Origin of the sequence: Pseudophaeobacter sp. TrK17, assembly GCF_042192375.1 — a bacterium.
Lineage (GTDB): Bacteria > Pseudomonadota > Alphaproteobacteria > Rhodobacterales > Rhodobacteraceae > Pseudophaeobacter.
This window is the reverse complement of sequence record NZ_CP071700.1, coordinates 3,039,781-3,058,358: the sequence shown is the minus strand read 5'-3', so window position 1 is coordinate 3,058,358 and position 18,578 is coordinate 3,039,781. Positions and strand designations below refer to the sequence as shown.

General features: G+C 59.6%; 16 protein-coding genes and 2 tRNA genes. 7 read left to right on the top strand and 11 right to left on the bottom strand.

The genetic code is table 11. The annotated features are described in order from the left end of the window. Window positions 1–27: 27 nt before the first annotated feature. Complete coding sequence (locus tag JZI28_RS14450) at window positions 28–1,038, top strand: NADPH:quinone reductase (RefSeq protein ID WP_375698060.1); 1,011 nt, start codon at window positions 28–30, stop codon at window positions 1,036–1,038. Between the two features lie 98 nt (window positions 1,039–1,136). Continuing rightward, window positions 1,137–1,211, top strand: a tRNA-Gln gene (locus JZI28_RS14445). Window positions 1,212–1,853: 642 nt separating this feature from the next. On the opposite strand, the gene JZI28_RS14440 is transcribed toward JZI28_RS14445, so the two are convergent. The 3 genes from JZI28_RS14440 to JZI28_RS14430 all read right to left on the bottom strand — a co-directional run bounded on the left by JZI28_RS14440 (window position 1,854) and on the right by JZI28_RS14430 (window position 5,758). Continuing rightward, the gene (locus JZI28_RS14440; protein ID WP_375698059.1) at window positions 1,854–2,312 is read right to left on the bottom strand and encodes a DUF3237 domain-containing protein; all 459 of its coding nucleotides are present in this window, start codon (window positions 2,310–2,312) and stop codon (window positions 1,854–1,856) included. Beyond that, window positions 2,293–4,596: a TRAP transporter fused permease subunit gene (locus JZI28_RS14435; RefSeq protein WP_348294552.1), complete on the bottom strand. Its 2,304-nt coding sequence runs from the start codon at window positions 4,594–4,596 to the stop codon at window positions 2,293–2,295. The genes JZI28_RS14440 and JZI28_RS14435 overlap by 20 nt, the downstream gene beginning before the upstream one ends. Window positions 4,597–4,663: 67 nt before the next feature. Further along, window positions 4,664–5,758, bottom strand: a complete 1,095-nt coding sequence (locus JZI28_RS14430) for a TAXI family TRAP transporter solute-binding subunit (RefSeq protein WP_375698058.1) — start codon at window positions 5,756–5,758, stop codon at window positions 4,664–4,666. A gap of 96 nt (window positions 5,759–5,854) precedes the next feature. Here JZI28_RS14430 and JZI28_RS14425 point away from each other — a divergent pair, with 96 nt between their 5' ends. Further along, the gene (locus JZI28_RS14425; RefSeq protein WP_375698057.1) at window positions 5,855–6,394 is read left to right on the top strand and encodes a MarR family winged helix-turn-helix transcriptional regulator; all 540 of its coding nucleotides are present in this window, start codon (window positions 5,855–5,857) and stop codon (window positions 6,392–6,394) included. A 114-nt stretch (window positions 6,395–6,508) separates the two neighbouring features. Here JZI28_RS14425 and JZI28_RS14420 read toward each other — a convergent pair. Beyond that, a tRNA-Thr gene (locus JZI28_RS14420) sits at window positions 6,509–6,584 on the bottom strand. Window positions 6,585–6,934: 350 nt separating this feature from the next. Further along, complete coding sequence (locus JZI28_RS14415; RefSeq protein WP_375698056.1) at window positions 6,935–7,420, bottom strand: Lrp/AsnC family transcriptional regulator; 486 nt, start codon at window positions 7,418–7,420, stop codon at window positions 6,935–6,937. A gap of 140 nt (window positions 7,421–7,560) precedes the next feature. Between JZI28_RS14415 and JZI28_RS14410 the strand changes: the two genes are divergently transcribed. Both JZI28_RS14410 and JZI28_RS14405 read left to right on the top strand, forming a co-directional pair. Beyond that, window positions 7,561–8,598, top strand: a complete 1,038-nt coding sequence (locus tag JZI28_RS14410) for a zinc-dependent alcohol dehydrogenase family protein (RefSeq protein WP_295453883.1) — start codon at window positions 7,561–7,563, stop codon at window positions 8,596–8,598. A 69-nt stretch (window positions 8,599–8,667) separates the two neighbouring features. Next, on the top strand, window positions 8,668–9,867 hold the full coding sequence (locus JZI28_RS14405; protein ID WP_375698055.1) for an aromatic amino acid transaminase: 1,200 nt from the start codon (window positions 8,668–8,670) through the stop codon (window positions 9,865–9,867). A gap of 177 nt (window positions 9,868–10,044) precedes the next feature. Here JZI28_RS14405 and JZI28_RS14400 read toward each other — a convergent pair whose 3' ends face one another. Then, window positions 10,045–10,971 carry a carbohydrate kinase gene (locus JZI28_RS14400; RefSeq protein ID WP_375698054.1) on the bottom strand — a complete coding sequence of 309 codons (927 nt, stop codon included), beginning with the start codon at window positions 10,969–10,971 and terminating at the stop codon, window positions 10,045–10,047. A 245-nt stretch (window positions 10,972–11,216) separates the two neighbouring features. Between JZI28_RS14400 and JZI28_RS14395 the strand changes: the two genes are divergently transcribed. Further along, window positions 11,217–11,987, top strand: coding sequence for a hypothetical protein (locus JZI28_RS14395; protein WP_375698053.1), 771 nt, complete (start codon window positions 11,217–11,219; stop codon window positions 11,985–11,987). A 30-nt stretch (window positions 11,988–12,017) separates the two neighbouring features. On the opposite strand, the gene JZI28_RS14390 is transcribed toward JZI28_RS14395, so the two are convergent. From JZI28_RS14390 to JZI28_RS14370, 5 genes are all read right to left on the bottom strand, one after another. Then, a complete protein-coding gene (locus tag JZI28_RS14390; RefSeq protein ID WP_375698052.1) occupies window positions 12,018–12,956 on the bottom strand; it encodes a hypothetical protein in 939 nt (312 codons plus the stop codon). 4 nt (window positions 12,957–12,960) lie between these two features. Further along, window positions 12,961–14,277 carry a TRAP transporter large permease gene (locus JZI28_RS14385; protein ID WP_295453896.1) on the bottom strand — a complete coding sequence of 439 codons (1,317 nt, stop codon included), beginning with the start codon at window positions 14,275–14,277 and terminating at the stop codon, window positions 12,961–12,963. Further along, window positions 14,277–14,990: a TRAP transporter small permease gene (locus tag JZI28_RS14380; RefSeq protein ID WP_375698051.1), complete on the bottom strand. Its 714-nt coding sequence runs from the start codon at window positions 14,988–14,990 to the stop codon at window positions 14,277–14,279. The genes JZI28_RS14385 and JZI28_RS14380 overlap by 1 nt, the downstream gene beginning before the upstream one ends. 78 nt (window positions 14,991–15,068) lie before the next feature. Further along, a complete protein-coding gene (locus tag JZI28_RS14375; protein WP_375698050.1) occupies window positions 15,069–16,049 on the bottom strand; it encodes a TRAP transporter substrate-binding protein in 981 nt (326 codons plus the stop codon). Window positions 16,050–16,148: 99 nt separating this feature from the next. Next, a complete protein-coding gene (locus JZI28_RS14370) occupies window positions 16,149–17,390 on the bottom strand; it encodes an NAD(P)/FAD-dependent oxidoreductase (RefSeq protein ID WP_375698049.1) in 1,242 nt (413 codons plus the stop codon). A 151-nt stretch (window positions 17,391–17,541) separates the two neighbouring features. Here JZI28_RS14370 and JZI28_RS14365 point away from each other — a divergent pair, with 151 nt between their 5' ends. Next, window positions 17,542–18,438, top strand: coding sequence for a LysR substrate-binding domain-containing protein (locus tag JZI28_RS14365; RefSeq protein ID WP_375698048.1), 897 nt, complete (start codon window positions 17,542–17,544; stop codon window positions 18,436–18,438). Window positions 18,439–18,578: the final 140 nt, after the last annotated feature.

Sequence of the window (18,578 nt, the reverse complement as noted above, 5' to 3'; positions counted from 1 at the left end):
GGAAAACCGTACAAGGAACACGTCGCAATGAAAGCCATTACATACCGCGCCTATGGCGCTGCTACTGAGGTTTTGCAGGTAGAAGACCTGCCTGTCCCTGGCCCAGCTGCAGGAGAAGTCCTGGTGGATGTTGCCTTCTCCGGGGTGAACCCGTCGGATGTCAAAACCCGCACCCGCGGGCAGCCAGGGCTGCAGGGGTTTCCCTGGGACTACATCATTCCCCACAGCGACGGGTCCGGTGTTATCTCAGCCGTGGGGGAGGGGGTTTCTCACAGCCGCATTGGTGAGCGGGTATGGCTCTGGAATGGCCAGTTCCGCCGCCCCTGCGGCACCGCCGCGCAACAGATCGCACTGCCGTCTGAGCAGGCCGTCACCCTGCCTGATGGGGTGAGCCTGGAGGTGGGGGCTATCCTGGGAATTCCCGGGCTTACGGCCTGTCATGCTGTTTTTGGCCAGGGCGAGGTCGCAGGCAGGACCGTTTTGGTACAGGGCGGGGCAGGGACCGTTGGGCTTTTGGCGGTGCAACTGGCCAAATGGGGCGGCGCCCGCGTCATTGCGACCTGCGGAGCCACTGGCCGGGAACGTGCGCTTGCTGCTGGTGCAGATGTGGTGTTGGACTATCGTGCCAAAGATCTGGCCGAGCAAATTCTGCAAGCCAACAGCGCCAAACCGGTGGATCTCGTTGTCGAGGTTGAGTTTGGCGTCAACATTGAAACAGATGCGCAGGTGATTGCCGACAATGGCTGTATCGCGGCCTATGGCTCTGCCCAGGAAATGTCACCAAGCCTTCCCTTTGTGACGCTTCTTTTTAAGGCTGTTCGACTGGAAATCATCCTCGTCTATTTGCTCACCGAGGTAGAAAGAGCCGCAGCGATCTCCCGATTGCATGCCGCCTTGGGGGCTGGGGCACTGCGCTTTGATATTCAAAAGGTCTACAATTTATCAGAGGCTTGCCACGCCCATGAGGCCGTAGAGGCAGGGGCACGGCAAGGCGCGGTGTTGATCCAGATGGATGAAAACTTGACGCAACAGGACTAGATCCGCAGGGCGCGAGAGGGCCGGTGGGAAAAGTTTTGGATTTTTCCAAAATCCCTCTTGCGCCCCCCCGAAACTCACACTAGAACGCGGCTCACTGATGGGGTGTGGCCAAGTGGTAAGGCAACAGTTTTTGGTACTGAAGATCGTAGGTTCGAATCCTACCACCCCAGCCAGTACTTCCTAACATGACCTAGAGACGCGACTTCTGGCCCGGTGTGGTTCAGAATGCCCCTGGTAATGCCCCCACCAGTATGTGGGTCGATCAGGCTCTCTAAGGGGGGCTGTGGTGGGCTGAGCGTGGTCGTGGGTCCCAGGGCATCCAAGCCGCCTACCCACCGCTGATCCATTTGGTCCTGGCATACTATCTTCGATAGCAAGTTTGGCAGGTACGCTAGAGAGCGATCAACTCGGCTAGCTTGGTCGCGACGTCTGACATCCGCCCCTCTCCTGTGCTCAGACCGCTTCGGGAGCCAAGAAGGGGGCTGACTTCGCGCGGACCCAGCACCCGTTTTCATCCTCGGTCGTCTGGGTTAAGAGGGAGGTGACCCTCGAAAGGGCCTCCTCGTAGTTTGAATCCATGATGTCCTGCAGCCAGATCTCGCAGTCATCTCTGAAGGTAAAGTGCTCACTCATAGCACGTCCATATCTCTCAATGGGTCGTTTCGTTCGAGAAAGTCGCTGATGCGTTCCGTCTCGAAGTCTGGCCCATAGATCCTGCCGCGCTCGATCGTGTATCCGGAGCGAACCCAGGTTGCAGGCGTCGCATCAGAGCGTTGTACATCCCCGTTCCACACACTCCGCCTATGATTCCCGTTTCAATTCAGACTGAACAGATCGACGATGACGCTTGCGTTGCGGCGTTGACCGGTTCCCACGAAAAGGGTGCGGTTGACCCAGCTGTAGCGCTCGTCTCCGGTTTCCAGCAGGGCGTGGGTGCGCATGTAATAGCTGTCGTGCGGCACGTCCTCGCCCCGGGCAATCGCTGCGATCACCTCGGGCGGGCCATGGCGAAAGCCATAGTTGCGGATCTCGATAGTCGCACCGTCATCGGTTTCCATCGCGTAGCGGGTGTCCAGCTCGGCGGTGCCGTCCCCGAAGATGGTTTGCCAGTCGGCACCAAGGTTCAGGATCGCCCCGTTGACCTTCGGGCCGCTGACCGTACCGCCGATGATCGGGATGATCCGGCGATGACCAGCCCGTCCGGGGCCCATTTCGCGGATCGGACCAAGCTTCACTTCGAGGCGGAAGGCGAATTCAAGTAGGGGCGGGTTCATTTGACCTCCGAGACAGAATAATATGCAGACTGATCAGCGACAGCCCGGCGACAATGCCGACCCACATGACGGGATCGGTCTTCCACATGATGAGAACCGCAAGGAGCAGCCTGCAGGCGATTTCCCAGGCGCGCATCGGGCCACGGTCAAACCGCGCCAGCGCCGAGGCCACGAGATACAGCGCCAGGATCAGCCGCAGCGACAAAAGCCCAAGGGCAGCCAGTTCGACCTCGCCGCTATACCCTTCGATCAGGGTCTTGGCGCCGCTTTCGTCGGTGATCATCACCGCTTCGGGGATCAGCAAAAGCTCGGGGTACCAGGCAAAGATGAAGGGGATCGTGAACATGACGATTCCCACGCGGACGGCGGCAAAGCCGGTGCGCATCGGCTCGGCCCCGGTGATCGAGGCGGCGGCAAAAGCGGCGACGGCGACGGGCGGCGTGATTGCTGAAGCGACCGCGAAGTAGAAGACGAACATATGGGCGGTGAAGAAGCTGACGCCAAGGTTGGTGAGCAGCGGCCCCAGCAGCAGGGCCACGTTCACATAGGCCGGAACCGTGGGCATCCCCATGCCCAGCAGGATCGCGCAGAACATGGCGCAGGTCAGCGCCAGCATCAGGTAGACGCCCCCGACGATGGGTACTTCTAAGCCAAAGATCCGCAGCACCTGCGCCTTCTCCAGCCAGGAGGTCACAGCGCGCGTCAGCTCTCCGGTCAGGCCGCTTTCGTTCAGGAAGGCCGAGATGATCGAGACCGCGAACAAGAGCAGGAACAGGCGCGAGATCAGCAGCCCGCCATCAGCCAGGGAGGCAAGGATCTTTGATGGCTTAGCCCGGGTCTCGGGGTCCAGCAACAGCAGCGGGATCAGGACGGCGACCGCCCACCAGCCCGCCGACACGGCGTCGCCAGTCGAATTGGTGATCGTGCGGAGGGCCGCGTCCGGCAGGATGGCAGCGAGCAGGCCGCCGCCGATGGCGTCCTTGCTGCCCAGAAGCAGAAACAGGATCGTCGCGATCGGCACGATGATGATGATCAGGTTGTACCAGTCCTGCCGGACCATGATCAGGTCGTCGGGGACCTCGCGCATGGCCTCGACCTTCTCGCGCCTGGCCTGGAACATGACGGCCAGAAAGATCGAGAAGAAAAAGAACATCGCGGGCAGGAAGGCGGCGGTGATGACCTTGGTGTAGGGCACCGCCGTCAGTGCCACCAAAACGAAGGCCGCGACCCCCATGACCGGCGGCATGATCTGCCCGCCGGACGAGGCTGCGGCCTCGACCCCGCCGGCGAACTGCGGTGAAAACCCGTTACGGCGCATCATCGGGATTGTCAGGCGACCGGTGGACAGCACGTTGGTCACTGGACCGCCGGTAATGGTGCCGAACATGGCAGAGGATACGATGGCCGCATGCGCGGGCCCGCCGCGCAGGTTGCGCGTGGCCCGCACCGCCAGCTTGATCAGAGATGTGCCGCCCGCCGAGGTGCCGAACAGAGCCCCAAGCACCACATAGGGAAAGACCTGGTTCACGACGATGTCCATGAAACGGCCCATGAAGCCGTCAGGGGTCACGAAGACGTTTGTCGCTTTCTGGATCGCGGCGGCAGTCGGATCGCCGCCTTCGGCGCCCAGCTTGGTCAGCAGGAAGTTGTTATCCGACAGATCGAAAACCCAGATCAGCGCCGTGCCCACAGTGTACAGCACGACGATGCTGGCCACCGCCACAAGCGGCAGGCCCCAGATGCGAATGTTGTAGAGGAAGAACAGCGTGATGATCGTGAACAGCAGCGGCAGAATCCAGATCCCGAAACGGGCCTGACAGGCGGGCACCTCGGCCTCGAACGAGATGCCGGGGATCGCCCCTGCTGAGCGTTCCGCCGCGTCCTGGATCAGCCGCGCGCGTTCACCGGTGATCTGGTCGATCAGGCAGATGGAATCGATTTCGACCAGAAAGCCGAAGGCGGCAAGAAAGGCCGCGATCACCAGGCCGACATCCAGCATCAGCCCAAACCAGGCGAGTTGAGGTTTGTCCAGCTTCCACGCCCGGTAGACGCTGGCATCCAGCGCCACGATCACCATCATCAGCATGAAGACAGGGGGGTAGAAATACTCGGGCGGGAAGTTCGACACCCGGAAGAACGGCCGCCCTGTGACATCCCGCGCCCAATCCTGCAGGCCGGGAATTTCGGGCATGGTGTTGGCCATGCCGACAAAGACCAGCACCAGCGCCAGAAGTATCGCGATGCGCCGGCCAAGCGGCAGGATGATGGATGTCTGAGATGTCATTGCGCACAAGTCCCCAAGGGAGAGGCCGAAAACCAGCCCCTCCATGTTGTTCAGGCAAGTTCAGGCGTTATGGACGCAGGCAATCGGCGACCTTATGGCCCGCCTCTTCAAAGGCGCGGATCGCGCCGGCGTGCATCTTGACCTGCACAGCCCCGCAGGCGCCTTGCGACACGCCGTCGATGTCCCCGAAACTGAGCCGCGAGAACGGACCGCGCGGCGATCCTTCGATGAACCGGCGTTCCCCGTCCAGGTAGGCTTTGGTGATCCGGTAGGCCAGATCCTCGTCCATCGAGGCGTTGACGATCTGCCCGAATGCGGTGGCGTAGGTGTCGAAGGTATCGTCGTCGGTCACGACGGTGATGTCATTGCCGGCATAGGCGTTGCGGAAATCCTCGACCGGCAGCGAATAGGGTGCGTGGCCGGGCGCCGCAACGATCTGCTGGCCCAGCGTGCTGGCCAGAAGATCGGAGGGGATATCATGCATGGTGATTCCGCCCGCCGCCGCGATGGCGATCTGTCGCCCCGAAGGCAGCCCCTCGGGCGAGGTCCAGGCATCGGCGCCGCCACCGGTGATGGTCGATACCGCGTCGGGCCAGGGGGTCTGGATGCCCTCATAGCCCTCGCCGTCCTTCAATCCTGACAAGAGCTGAACCATGGCCCGGCCCGAGGTCAGCGCGGCGCCGCGCGGCGGGCCGTTCCAAATCCGCAGGCCGTCCAGGGCGCGGATGTCCTCGACCGGGTTGTTGTTGTAGTAGGCGAAGATCTGCGCCGACCCGGAGTTCCAGAAGATCACCCGCAGGTTTTCGGCCAGCCGAGCGCCATCTTCGGCACCGATACCGCTATAAGGGCCAATGCCGCGGGATAGCAGGAATGGCAGGATCAGCGGCGCGGGGGCCATGTCAAGCTGGCCCTCGGCAACGGCCTGCACCGAATTGGTTAGCGTTGCGCCTTCGGTGATCTGAAGCGTCGCAACGCCCGCGCTGTCGAGGATCCCGGCCAGAGTGGTGTCGATGTAATGCGGGGTCGACCCCGGCGTGGTGGTTTCCGCTGTCAGCGTCGCCTGTGCGGTCGCTGCTATGGGCGCGATTGCTAGCGCGGCCCCGATTATCGCTGTCTTGATCATACTGTCCTCCCTTGAATCCGCGCCTTCCTCCAAAGGCACGCAGGCCCGGTTTCCCGGAGCCCCACACAAAGGCTTGCAGAATTTATATGACTTGTCACGCGAAATTTTTTTCTCCATGATTTGCCAGATGACCAGATGAGAGGAAAAGCCGTGACCGAACAGGGAAAGATAGACGCCGACCAGGTGCGCGCCCGGATGGAGCGTGAAGGCCTGAACATCTTTTCGCGCCTGCCCGCCGTCTACGCTGCGTCGCGGACCCAGGGCCGCAAGTTCCTTGACCTCGCCGGGGGGCTGTCGATCGTCGAATGGCGGACACTGTGGGATCTTGTCGAAGCCGGGCCGATGACCATCCGCGATCTTGCCGCGATCCAGCGCGCGGATCATTCGTTGCTCAGCCGCGCCCTGCCGGACATGCGGAAAAAGGGCTACGTCGCCATGCAGCGCAGCAGCCAAGACGCGCGGCAGACCATGGTAGAGATCACGTCGCAAGGGCGTGCCGCCTATGATCGGGCGGCCCCGGTCATGGCCCACCGCCGCGCTGCCCTTAGGGATGTCTTCACGGAAGATGAAATAGCTGACTTCGCCGACTACCTCGACCGGCTGGAACAATTCCTGCGCATTCCGGTCGAACAGCTTGTTACGGACGGGATTACACGCAAGGACCCCACAAAGTGACCAAACGCCCTGTGGATCACGGTAGAAACCCACATTGTGTAGCTAAGCGTGTAGTTGGAAGGGATGTAATAGGGGTGCTTGCCCTTATACATCAACAACTTAATGGAAGAAAAATGGTGCCCCCACACGGACTCGAACCGCGGACCTACTGATTACAAATCAGTTGCTCTACCAGCTGAGCTATAGGGGCACTCTTCGCATTTTGTCCAAGAGGCACCGTCTCGTTGGTACGTCTCAGTTGCTGCGCCCTTCTACACCAAACAACTCTGTTTGCAAGACCCCTCAGGAAGAATTTTTTCTCGATTGAATCCTTTGCTCTTTCGCCGCTGGCTGCACTCCAAATTCGGCTCGACACTGTCTTAGGCTGTGCACAAATGGGGCTCAGTTGGGAAAGGTTGGCGCGACAGCGAAGCATGGGGCAGAATTGACCGCACCGACGAGTTTGGCGGATGTCATGTTTCATGCTCCACCAAAGCGGGAACTCCTTCACAGCTTTCTTTTCGCGCCTTCACATCATTCCTGCGGCGGGTGTCTTATGCGTCATGTTCTTGAGTTTGAAGCCGAAGTGATCGGTAATTTGCTTGAGGCCTTCATTTCCTTCAGCGAGAGATTTGAGCGAATGCTGGTTACCCCTGGCAAGCGGCGCAGGGTGGTGTCGACAAAAACGCTGTAATCATCCAGATCTCGCGCCACAACGATGAGCAAGAAGTCATCCGCGCCGGTGGTGTTGTGACAGGCAAGAATGTTTGGGGTCACTTCGACGATGCGCTGGAATTCCGCCGTCGCAGTCTGATCGTGTTCAGAACAGCGCAACTGCACGAAGGCCATGACACCCAACCCCAACTTGCGCCGGTTCAGATTGGCCTGATAGCCGTCGATAAAGCCGTCTTCCTCGAGCCGTTTCAGGCGCCGCCAACAGGGGGTTTCGCTCATTCCTATGGTTTCGGACAATTTGGCATTTGTCATGCGTCCGTCATTTTGCAGCAGGGTCAGAATCTGGGCATTTGCGGCGTCGATGTCAGGCATGGGGGGAGGCTTTCAAAAACTTGTTCTTAAAGAGGGATTTTCCCTCACATTTACTGCATTTAACGCAGGAATAGCAAAGTTATTTCCATGCAGGGCTTTATGATCGGCTCCAGCCACCCCTGAAGCGGAAAGACCCTGCCATGAAAGCTGTCCTATTTGAAAAGTTCCAAGAAGCGCCCAAGCTGGTCACGGTCGATGACCCTAGCCCCGAGGCACATGGTGTGGTCTTGAAGGTCGCTGCAACGGGCGTTTGCCGCAGTGACTGGCATGGCTGGATGGGGCATGACAGCGATATTGAGCTGCCGCATATTCCAGGACATGAGCTGGCGGGCGTCGTCGAGGCGGTGGGCAAGGATGTGACCAACTGGAAGGTGGGGGACAAGGTGACTGTGCCCTTTATCTGCGGTTGCGGCAGCTGTTCCGAATGCCATGCGGGTCATCAACAGGTGTGTTTGCATCAGGAGCAACCTGGCTTTACTCACTGGGGATCTTTTGCCGAATATGTCGGCATTCACCAGGCGGACCTGAACCTGGTTTCGCTTCCAGAGAGCATGGATTTTGCCACGGCTGCCAGTCTGGGATGCCGGTTTGCCACCTCTTTCCGCGCGGTGATTGATCAGGGCAGGGTCAGTGCGGGTCAATGGGTGGCGGTGCATGGCTGTGGCGGCGTGGGCCTGTCCGCCGTGATGATTGCAGCGGCTGCCGGGGCGAATGTGATTGGGGTGGATCTTGATCCCGCCAAACTGGCCCTTGCACAGGATCTTGGCGCTGTTGCCGTCATCAACGGCACCGAAGCAGATGTGGCGCAAGCCATCCACGATATCACCCGCGGAGGAGCCCATGTGTCGCTGGATGCATTGGGTCATCCCGTGACCATGACCAATTCCATCCTGTGCCTGCGCCCACGGGGTAAACATATTCAGGTTGGCCTGATGCTGGGAGAGCACGCGGCACCTGCGATACCGATGCCCAAAATTGTAGGCCAGGAGATTGAGCTGCTGGGCTCGCATGGGATGCAGGCGCATCGCTATGGCGCGATGCTGGACATGGTTGCCAGCGGCAAGCTTGACCCGGCCCGGCTGGTGGGAGCACAAATCAGCCTCGCGGAGGCGCCTGAGGCTTTGATAAACATGAATAAGTTCCAGTCCGTTGGCGCGACAGTCATCACCCGGTTCTGAGATTTGTGGCGGTTTGTGCATCAGCGGCGCTCTGCTGGGCGGCCAATCTAATAGGGAGAGTGTCAGGCGATGTTTGAAAAAGTTGAGGAATACCCCGTCGACCCGATCATGATCGGAGCAGACTATTTTGCGCAAGATCCACGCTTGGATAAGCTTAACCTGACCGTTGGAATCTATCAGGATGCGCAGGGAAAAACGCCGGTCCTGCAGGCCGTCAAAGAGGCAGAGAAGCGCCTGGTTGAAACACAGGCGAGCAAATCCTACCTCGCCCTGACCGGAGATGCGGACTACTGCGCGCTCTTGGGGCAGGAGATCCTGGGCCAAACCTGTGACGGTGCTGTGGACAGTGACTGGGTTGCGGCGCAGACCGCAGGCGGGGCGGTGGCATTGCGGGTCATGGCGGATCTTCTGGCGCAGATGCCCGATGCGCCGACTGTCTGGCTGCAAACGCCGACCTATGGGAACTACATCCCGATCCTGCAGGCTGCCGACGCGTCTTTTAGGCAGGTGCCTTATTATGATCCGATCCGGCGCGAGATCACCTTTGATCAGATGCTCGACGGGTTAAGCGCCGCCACAGCTGGCGATGTGTTTTTGATGCAAGGGGTCTGTCACAATCCCACAGGCGCAGATCTGACGCCGGAACAGTTTGAGGCTTTGCTGACTGTGCTGGAGGCGCGGGGTATCGTGCCGTGGATCGACCTTGCCTATCTCGGCTTTGCCCAAAGCTTTGAGGCGGATTGCGCAATGGCTCAGCAGATCGCAGCGCGCTTTGCGGAATGTATTGTCTGCATCACCCTGTCCAAGTCCTTTGGTATCTACCGCGACCGGGCCGGGGCGCTTTTCGTCAAGACAGGCAAGGCAAACCGCGCCCGGATGCACAGGGCGATCTCGGCGATTGTGCGCGCGGGGGCCTCTCATGCACCGGATCATGGTCCCGCTGTGGTGCGTGAAATCCTGCAAGACCAAAAGCTTAAGGCCCTTTGGTTGCAGGAGCTGGATCAGATGCGGGCCCGCGTTTCCCAGGTGCGCACGGACATCGCTCAGGCGGAGGGCGACACATTTGGCACCCAGGATTTGGCATATCTTGCCAGGCAATCGGGGATGTTTTCTCTGCTGCCGCTGACGGCGCCCCAAGAGGCCGCCTTGACACGTGACCACGGTATCCATGTGGTGAAAGGCGCCCGGGTCAACGTTGCGCGGCTTGGACCGGATGATATTGGCTGGCTCATCCGGGCGGTGCATGAGGTGGTGATAGCCCCGGGTTGAACGCAAGCCCGACTTGAATCCAGCCTCAACATGAATGCAGGCCAGGTTTGGGGGCAGGGCGTGGAGATATAGTGTCAGGCTGAAAAACCTATTCAGGCCAGATTGCCGTGCCACACATAGGGTAGGGGTCAAGTCAAAGAGCGGCGGGAACTGTCAAAGCGCGGCTCAAGCCCGGGTTCAGAGGTCCTCTGCCCAGGGCGGGTCAGCGCCTTCGCGCGCAACAGTTTTGGCAGCGACCTTTGCACCATGGTTCAAAGCGGTGTGAAGTATCTTTGGGGGCAGTGCCTTTACCTGATCCTTGCTGAGGCAGTTCAGCTCGGACAGCTTGGCCAGAAGGCCCGCATTGAAGGTGTCACCAGCGCCAACTGTATCGACGACCTTTGCCGGTGCCGCAGGTATGTGTATGTGGGTGCCATTGGTCATAAAACCATCTGCGCCCTCATTGCCACGTGTAACAACCACCAGCGCAGGCCCCAGCGCCAACAACCGTGTCACCTTTTGTTCGTCGCTTTGGGGCGCAGGGAACAGCCAGTTCAGGTCTTCGCCAGAGACTTTTACAATATCAGCCTGCGCCATCATGCGGTCCAATCGCTGGCGATAGCGGGCTGCGTCCTTGATGAAGCCCGGGCGGATATTGGGATCAACCATGACCACCCGTGTAGGCGCTTCGCGTTCCAGGAGCGCGGCGTAGCAGTCACTGGCGGGATCGCTGGCAAGGCTGATACCGCCAAAAAACAGGGCAGTGACCGCATTGGGCAGGGCTGGGATGTCGGCGATATCCAGCATCCGCCCGGCAGAGTTTTCATCGTAAAAGCAATAGGAGGCCTGTCCGTGCACCAGCTGTACAAAGGCCAGGGTTGTGGGGCGATCCGACCACAGGAGATGCCCGGTATCCACATGGGAGTGGCTTATATGTGCCGCCAGTTGCTGGCCGAACATGTCATGTGACACCCCGGTAAGCAGGCCAACCGGGGCCCCAAGACGGCCCAGGGCTACGGCGGTATTGAGCACTGCCCCACCGGGCTTTGGCACATAGGCGATGGTGCCCGGTTGCGGTGCAATAGGCATCATGTCGATCAAGGCGTCACCGCAACAAAGGATCATTGCTACACTCCGGTGCTGGGGGTGTCCTGAGACAGCGTTCAGCCTTGCCTATCAAATCCTTGCGATAGGAGGCCACCAAAAATGCGCCTTAAATAGCGCGATGGAGAGGTGTTCCCCGGAGAAACATCGGTAGAGTGATAGCGGGAAAGGGGACGGCAGGCCACGATCATAGGAACGCGGTAAAGGAAATCTCAATTCCGCCCCGCTATTTTGGGCAGGACCGCAGTTTCAGACAGAAGGCTGATATGAACAAAACCTGCTTGGCTTTGCCTCTCACCTACATCGTTTTTGCGCTCAGCGCGGTGCAAAGCAGCGCCACAGAGCAGTTCTCCATTGTGAATGAGGATTTCTTTGGCCAAGGAAATACAGCTGTACAGCCAGTATTGGCGCGCCATAGCCCGGTATCCGTGCTGACGGCCAAGCCCGCGCCAGAGGGGCTAGAGGCTGAGATGGAAGCGGTGCAGGCCAATCTTGCCAGCCTGTTTGCCGATCGTCGCGGCACCAGCCTGTTCCGGGCGCTGCCGCGGGGCGTGGCCAAAGGGGCGGTGGCAAAGCTGATGCAGCTGATCGCCAGCGCCGAGGCCGGAGGGGCGCAGTATGATGCGGTGCAACATGCCGCCACTGTCAAACCCCGCAAACGCCCAACCGCAATGACCCTGGGAGAGATCTACGATTGGATCGCCCGAACGCCGGGGCAACAGCACGCCATTGGTCGCTATCAGTTCATTCCCGCCACCCTGAAACGTCTTGCCAACCATGTGGGCGCCAAACGTGGCGATGTGTTTTCGCCAAAACTACAGGACCGTCTGGCGCATCAGCTGATCGAAGAAGCGGGCTTGAGCGCAATGATGGCCAATGACATGAGCCGCAAGGATTTCATGCATAATTTGTCAAAGATCTGGGCTGGGTTGCCGACCTCTAGTGGCAAATCCTATTATCACGGGCTGGCAGGCAATCGGGCGGTGCTCAGCTGGGCAAAGTTCGACGCCGAGATGGCGCGCATCTTCCCCGGTTAGTGGTGAGCTAATGGGCCCGATTTTGGCCTGTCACGGGGGCGGGCTCAGGGCCTTTGCGTAGATTGGTCGCATCACCACAGCGGTTAAATACATCGGGACTTGGTAGCAGCCGAGAAAGATCAGGAGCGGCTCAGTGGTGCTGGCGGGCAGGGCGATCAGAAACAGCGCAAAGTTTCTGTTTCCGGCCACCACAGAGGTGGGCACCGCGATCTTGCGACCTCCTCGCCACATAAGCCAGCGAAAGCAGGCGTATTGCAGGCCAAAGTTGAGGCCTAGGGCCAGCAGCATCCATTGCGTCACAGGCCAGGGGGCGCTGTGGAAGGCAGGGCCGAGCGCTGCCATCAGGCCAATCACGATCACCACCAGTGCCACAATTGTTAGCCCATCCACCGCGCTGGCAATGCGCTCTTTCAGATCGCGGGCAAGCAAGTGGCGACAGGTAAATGCCAGCCCGACTGTCAGGGCGATCGTGCCACTCAAACGCAGCGCCGCCAGCAGGACGGTTTGGGCATCGCCGAGCTCGGGCAGCAGCAACAGCACTGGCAACACAGTCAAGGGCATCAGGGCGGTGCCAAGGATCATCAGCCGAAAGGCGGGCTCCGGGGCATGACCCATCAGCTGTGTGATATTGGGGCTTCCGGTGAGGGAGGGGGCAGACAGCATCAGGATCACGGCAATGGCCAGCGGCGTGGCCAGCAGCCCCAGTCCGGCAAAACAAAGCAGCGCCACAACTGGCAGGATCATTTGCAACACCACAACGGTCTTGAGGCTGGAGATACCTTCGCGCAGCCCTGCCAAGGCGCGTGATGCGCCAATGCGAAAACCGTTTAAAAACAACAACCCGGCCACCAGCTCGGGCAGCCAGGGTTTGAGCGTTGCGGCCAGCTGGGGCAAGGCAAACCCTGCCAGCAACCCAAACACCATGGCCGCCCGCCCATAGCGGGCGACAATGGTCAACAGGTCTACCATTTTGCTATCCGCCAGATGGTCCGCTGCGCAGATTGTTGGGCAGCCAGGTTGCCAGCTCGGGCCAGGCGACCAGGATCACCACCATGATCAGCATCAGGCCAACCATGGGGATCGCGGTCTTGGCAATATAAGAGATCTCGTGGCGGGTCATGCTTTGCAGTACAAACAGGTTGAAGCCAATTGGCGGCGTCACCTGCGCCATTTCAACCACCACCACGATGAAGATGCCAAACCAGATCACATCAATACCGGCCTGACGGATCATTGGCTCAACGATGGCCATGGTCAGCACCACCGAGGAAATCCCGTCCAGGAACATGCCAAGCACCACATAGAACAGCGTGAGCGCCACAATCAGCACCAGCGGAGACAGGTTCATCTGATCAATCCAGGCCGCAAGCGCCCGGGGCAACCCGGTAAAGCCCATGGCCAGCGACAGGAACGACGCTCCCATCAGGATCAGCGCAATCATGGCAGAGGTCCGGGTGGCCCCCATCAGGGATTCAGCAAAGGTGCTCCAGCTCAGCGAGCCCTGAAACAGCGCCAGTGTCAGCGCACCAAGCACCCCGACAGCAGCCGCCTCGGTGGCGGTGGCAAGGCCGAGGTACATCGAGCCGATCACCGCAGTAACCAACATCAGCACCGGGATCAGAAAACGGCTCTCGGCCAGCATCTGGCCAAAGGACATGGCGGGTTCTGGTTTGGGTCGCTGGTCCTTGGCAAAGAAATGCCAGCCGATGATATAGGCCATGAACAGACTGGCCAGCACCAGGCCGGGGAAAATACCGGCCATGAACAGCTTGGTAATGGATTCATTGATCGACACGCCATAGACGATCAACGTCAGCGAGGGCGGGATCATCAGCCCCAGCGTGGCAGCGCCAGCCAGTGTTCCGACGATCATGTATTCCGGGTAGCCCCGTTTGCGCAGCTCGGGGATCGACATCTTGCCGACGGTTGTCAGCGTCGCTGCGGAGGAGCCGGACACGGCGGCAAAGATGGTGCAGCCGGCAATATTGGTGTGCAGCAGCCCACCAGGCAGCCAGCGCATCCAGGGGGCGAGGCCGCGAAACATGTCCTGTGACAGGCGGGTCCGATAGAGGATCTCTCCCATCCAGATGAACAGCGGCAGCGCCGTCAGGGTCCAGCTGGAGGCCCCGGTCCAGATGGTGGTGATCATCGCGTCCCCGGCAGGGCGGGTGGTGAACAGCTCCATGCCAAACCAGGCGACTCCCATCAGCGCCAGACCAATCCAGACGGAACTGCCCAGCAGAGCAAAGAGAACAAATACAAAGATAAGGGTTGTGTAGATCTCGCCCATTATTCCACGGCCTCCGAAGTGATGCTGGCCCGACGGGTGATCAGCAGACGACACAGATAGTCCCAAAGCGCCAGCGCCAGCAGCACGGTGCCAATCGACATGGGCAGTTGCGGCAGCCAGACTGGGGTATAGACCCAGTCACCGCCGGTTTCAGCCCATAGCTTGCCCCATTGGGACGGCGCGGTAACAAACATCTTCAAGGCGGAGATCAGCCACTCCGGGGTAAAGTCCTGCCCCTGGGTGCGGTCATTCAGCATCTCCGACATAATGTTGGTCTTGATGGCAAAGCGGGCAAAATAAGTGGCGGTAATGGCCGCGATCCACATGGCGACCGCGTCCAGCCACAGGCCAAAGTGGTGCCCGGTGTTGAGAAAGATCGACACCCGGATATGGGCGCCACGGGTCAGCGCATGGGCCAAAGCAAAAAAGGAGGTCGCTGCCATGGCATAGCCTGCATATTCGGTGGATCCTGGAAAGGTCAGGCTGCTCCAGCGGGCCACCATTTGCGCCACGATAAGCAAAAGGATCGTGACCATACAGATCGCGGCGAGCACGCCAGACCATAGATACAGTCGATCCAGCAGCGCCTGCAGTGGCCGTAGGGCCCGCTCCATCCGAGACGGAGCAGTCAGACAGACCAGTGCCAGAAGAGTTGGAATAACAAAAAGCCAAACCCAGAGCGGCAGGCCCAGAAACGGTTGCCAGTCACGCATGCCCATCCCCCAAAGTGCAGTCAAAAAAGACGGCCCCTCGCTGGTAGAGCAGGAGCCGTCAGGTGAGAGATGTTGGCCTTAGTTCGCGTTATAGGCGTCCAGGATGGCCTGACCATCATCACCGGCAGATGCCAACCAGTCAGCGGTCATCTTGGCACCGATTTCCTGCAGCTCGCCCAGGAATTCAGGGCCTGCGTCGGTCACGGTCATGCCATTGTCTGACAGCTGCTCAAAATACCAGTTGGCCAGTTCTTCGGATTTGGCAGAGCAGGCAGCCCCGGTCTCATCGGCAGCCTTTTGCACCTGGCCCTGGGTTTCGGCGCTCAGGCCTTCCCAGATCTGTTTGTTGACCATGACATAGTTGCGCGGCAACCAGGCGTTGACCTTGTAATAATGGCTCAGGTTTTCCCAGACCTTGCGGTCATAGCCGGTCGAGCCGGACGAGATAAAGGCCTCGGCCACACCGGTGGCCAGCGCCTGGCTGAGCTCGGCGGCTTCTACCTGCACCGGGATCATGCCCAGCTTTTCGGCGAAGGTGGCAGTGGCTGTGTTATAACTGCGGAACTTGATGCCCTGGGTGTCGCTGGAGGAGGTCACTTCCTTGTTGAAATAGAACCCCTGACCCGGCCATGGGCAGGTATAGAGCGCCACCAGGTTGAGGTCCGAGAGCTGGGCGTTTACCCTATCCTTGGCGGCGTGCCACAGTTTTTCATTGTCCGCATAGGAGGTGGCAACAAAGGGCAGGTTGTCCCAGCCTAGCAGCGGCGCCTCATTGGCATGGGCGGACATAAAGCGTTCCCCAATGGGGGCCTGGCCGGTCTGCACAGCGCGTTTGATTTCGCCGCCCTTAAACAGGGAGCCGCCAGGATGCACGGTAATGTCGATATCGCCGCCAGTGTAGTCACGCACCTTATCGGCAAAAACAACACCCATTTCAGAGTGGAAGTTGGTTGCGGAATAGGCCATCGGCATATCCCAGCTTTCCGCAGCAGCGCCTGAGGCCGCAAGCGCCAGCGCAGAGGCTGCAAAAGCCATTTTGGTAGAGATTTTAGACGTCATGGTAGTCTCCCTGGAGGTTGTTATGTGCTGTTTCCCAGCTTGGTCTTGCCGACTTGTTGTGTGTATCGGCTTGTTCGTGAGTGGACTGTGCTGCAATCGTTAGGCAAAACGATCCGGCGCAAAGGGGCGCATGTCAAGGTTCATGGGGCGGCCGGAAATCAGATCGGCCACCATACGCCCGGTTTTTGCGCCGCCGGTGAGGCCAATATGCTGGTGGCCAAAGGCGGTGAACACGCCCGAGGTCGCGACCTCACCAATCAGCGGCAGGCTGTCAGTTGGCGCTGGCCGAAAGCCGAGCCATTCTTCCTCTTCAACGGCCTGCATCTGCGGGAACGTCTCTGCCACAGTGCGCCGCAAAAGGGCCAGGGGTGCCTTAGAGGGGGTTTCATCCAAGCCACCAAATTCCACAACCCCGGCGCAGCGCAGGCCTTGATCCATCGGGGTGGCAACAAATTTGCCGGCCGCTACCATCATTGGGTAACGGGGGGTGATGCTGGGGGATTTGAACAGAATATGATAGCCCCGTTCCGCCTCCATCGGCACCTTGAGGCCGAGCTTCTGCATCAAGGGTTTGGACCAGATCCCGGCAGAGATCACCGCCTTGTCACAGTCAAAGCGCCCTTGATCGGTCTCCACCGCTGAAATCCGGCCACCGCTTAGGTCGAAATCCTTCACTTCCGCCTGGATGAACGTGCCACCCATCTCGACCAGGAGTTTGACCAGGTCTTTGACGTAGTTGGCGGGGTTCAGGATAAAGCCATGGTTTTTGTTCACTGCCAACAAAGAGGTATTCTGGCCCAGGATTGGCTCGTGTTCCTGAACCGCCGCGCCCTCGATGATGTCTGGGATGAACCCGGCCTCGCGGCGTAATTCCCAGACATAGGCGTCCTGCTCAAAGGCGGCGCGATCCTTGTAGGCAAAGTTGTAATCCGTCTCTTTGATCCATTTCGCCGCCGGGGTGCCGGCGGTCAGGGCTTGATGCTGTTCGACGCTGTCGCCGACAATATGGGTGAGAGATTTTGCAATGCGGCGGGTATCGCTGTCATTGGCGTGTGACAGGTACTTCATCAGCCAGGGCAGCAGCTTGGGGGTATAGCCCCACCGCATGAACAGCGGAAACTTTGGGTCTAACAGGTATTTGGGCCCCTTGGGGATCAAACCGGGGGTGGTCACCGGCACCATGGCGCAGCTGGCCAGCAGGCAGCCATTGCCATAGGAGGCGCCCATGCCGGGGGCACCTTTGTCAATCAGGGTGACCTCATGTCCGGCACGTTTCAGCCAGAGCGCCGAGGCGGCGCCCACAATACCGGCGCCAACAATGATGATGTGTTCTGTTTTCATGTGATGATGCTTTGTGTCCTATTGAGCGCCACAGGAGCGGCTAAGGGACTTTGAAATGGCCCCCGACCTATTGCTGACCATGCCCAGTCAATCACATCATTTCAAATATAATTATCGATGCACTCCATAAGAATAAATGATATATGATGGTATGAACTTACGTTTTAGACAGTTGCAGGCCTTTCATTCGGTGATTGAGACCGGCACCGTGACCGGGGCCGCTGCAATTTTGGGGATCTCCCAGCCTGCGGTTTCGAACCTGCTGCATCAGTTGGAACGGCAGACGCGGTTCAAATTGTTTGAGCGCGATCGCGGCCGATTGCGGGCGACGCCAGAAGCCAATCTGTTGTTTCGTGAGATTGATACGGTGGTGCGCGGTTTTGATCACGTGACCCAGGCAGTGATTGATCTTCAGAATAAGCAGGCAGGGCAGCTGCAGGTGGCCTCGCAGCATTCCATGTCCTTTGGGTTTATGCCCAAATTGATTGCTGAATTCGCCCGTGATCGGCCTGATATGTCGATCTCTTTCCAGTCGCAGTATTCGTCCAAGGTGCAGGAATGGGTGATCTCTGGTCTGTTTGAAATCGGCATCTGCGAAACGCCGCTGCTGCATGATGGGCTGGTGGCCCATCCGATCCGGGTGGAGACATCTGTGGCGCTTCCCGCAGGCAGCCCGCTGGCGCAGCACGAGGTTCTGACGCCGACGCTGCTGGAAGGGGCACCTTTTCTGGTCATGGGGCCCGATCACATCACCCACCGGCGGCTCCGCGAGGCTTTTGTTCAGGCGGGGGCGCCGCTGAAGACGCGGGTTCATGCGCAGCTGTTCAAAAACTTGCTGAGCTTTGTCAAAGAGGGCATGGGCGTGGCCCTGTTGGACCCCTTTGTGTTGGATTTTGACAGGGAGGGGGGCTTTGTGTCCCGTCGCTTTCGCCCGCAGATCCTGATGGAGATGGCCGTGATCACCTCTGCCACCCGGCCGCTGTCTGCGATTGGACAGGAGTTTCTGGCGCTGTTGCGGTCTGAGCTGCAGCCCTATTGCATTGACTGACGGCGTTCAGACAAGGGGGGGGGGCTCCCGCGCAGATCAAGGCCATCAAAGATGACCTCTCTCCCCTTGGGCCCGGCGCCGCGCCACAGGCGCGGCGCGGTTGGTGCCTGCAGCCGGGGGAGTGGGGAACGGAGTTCCAT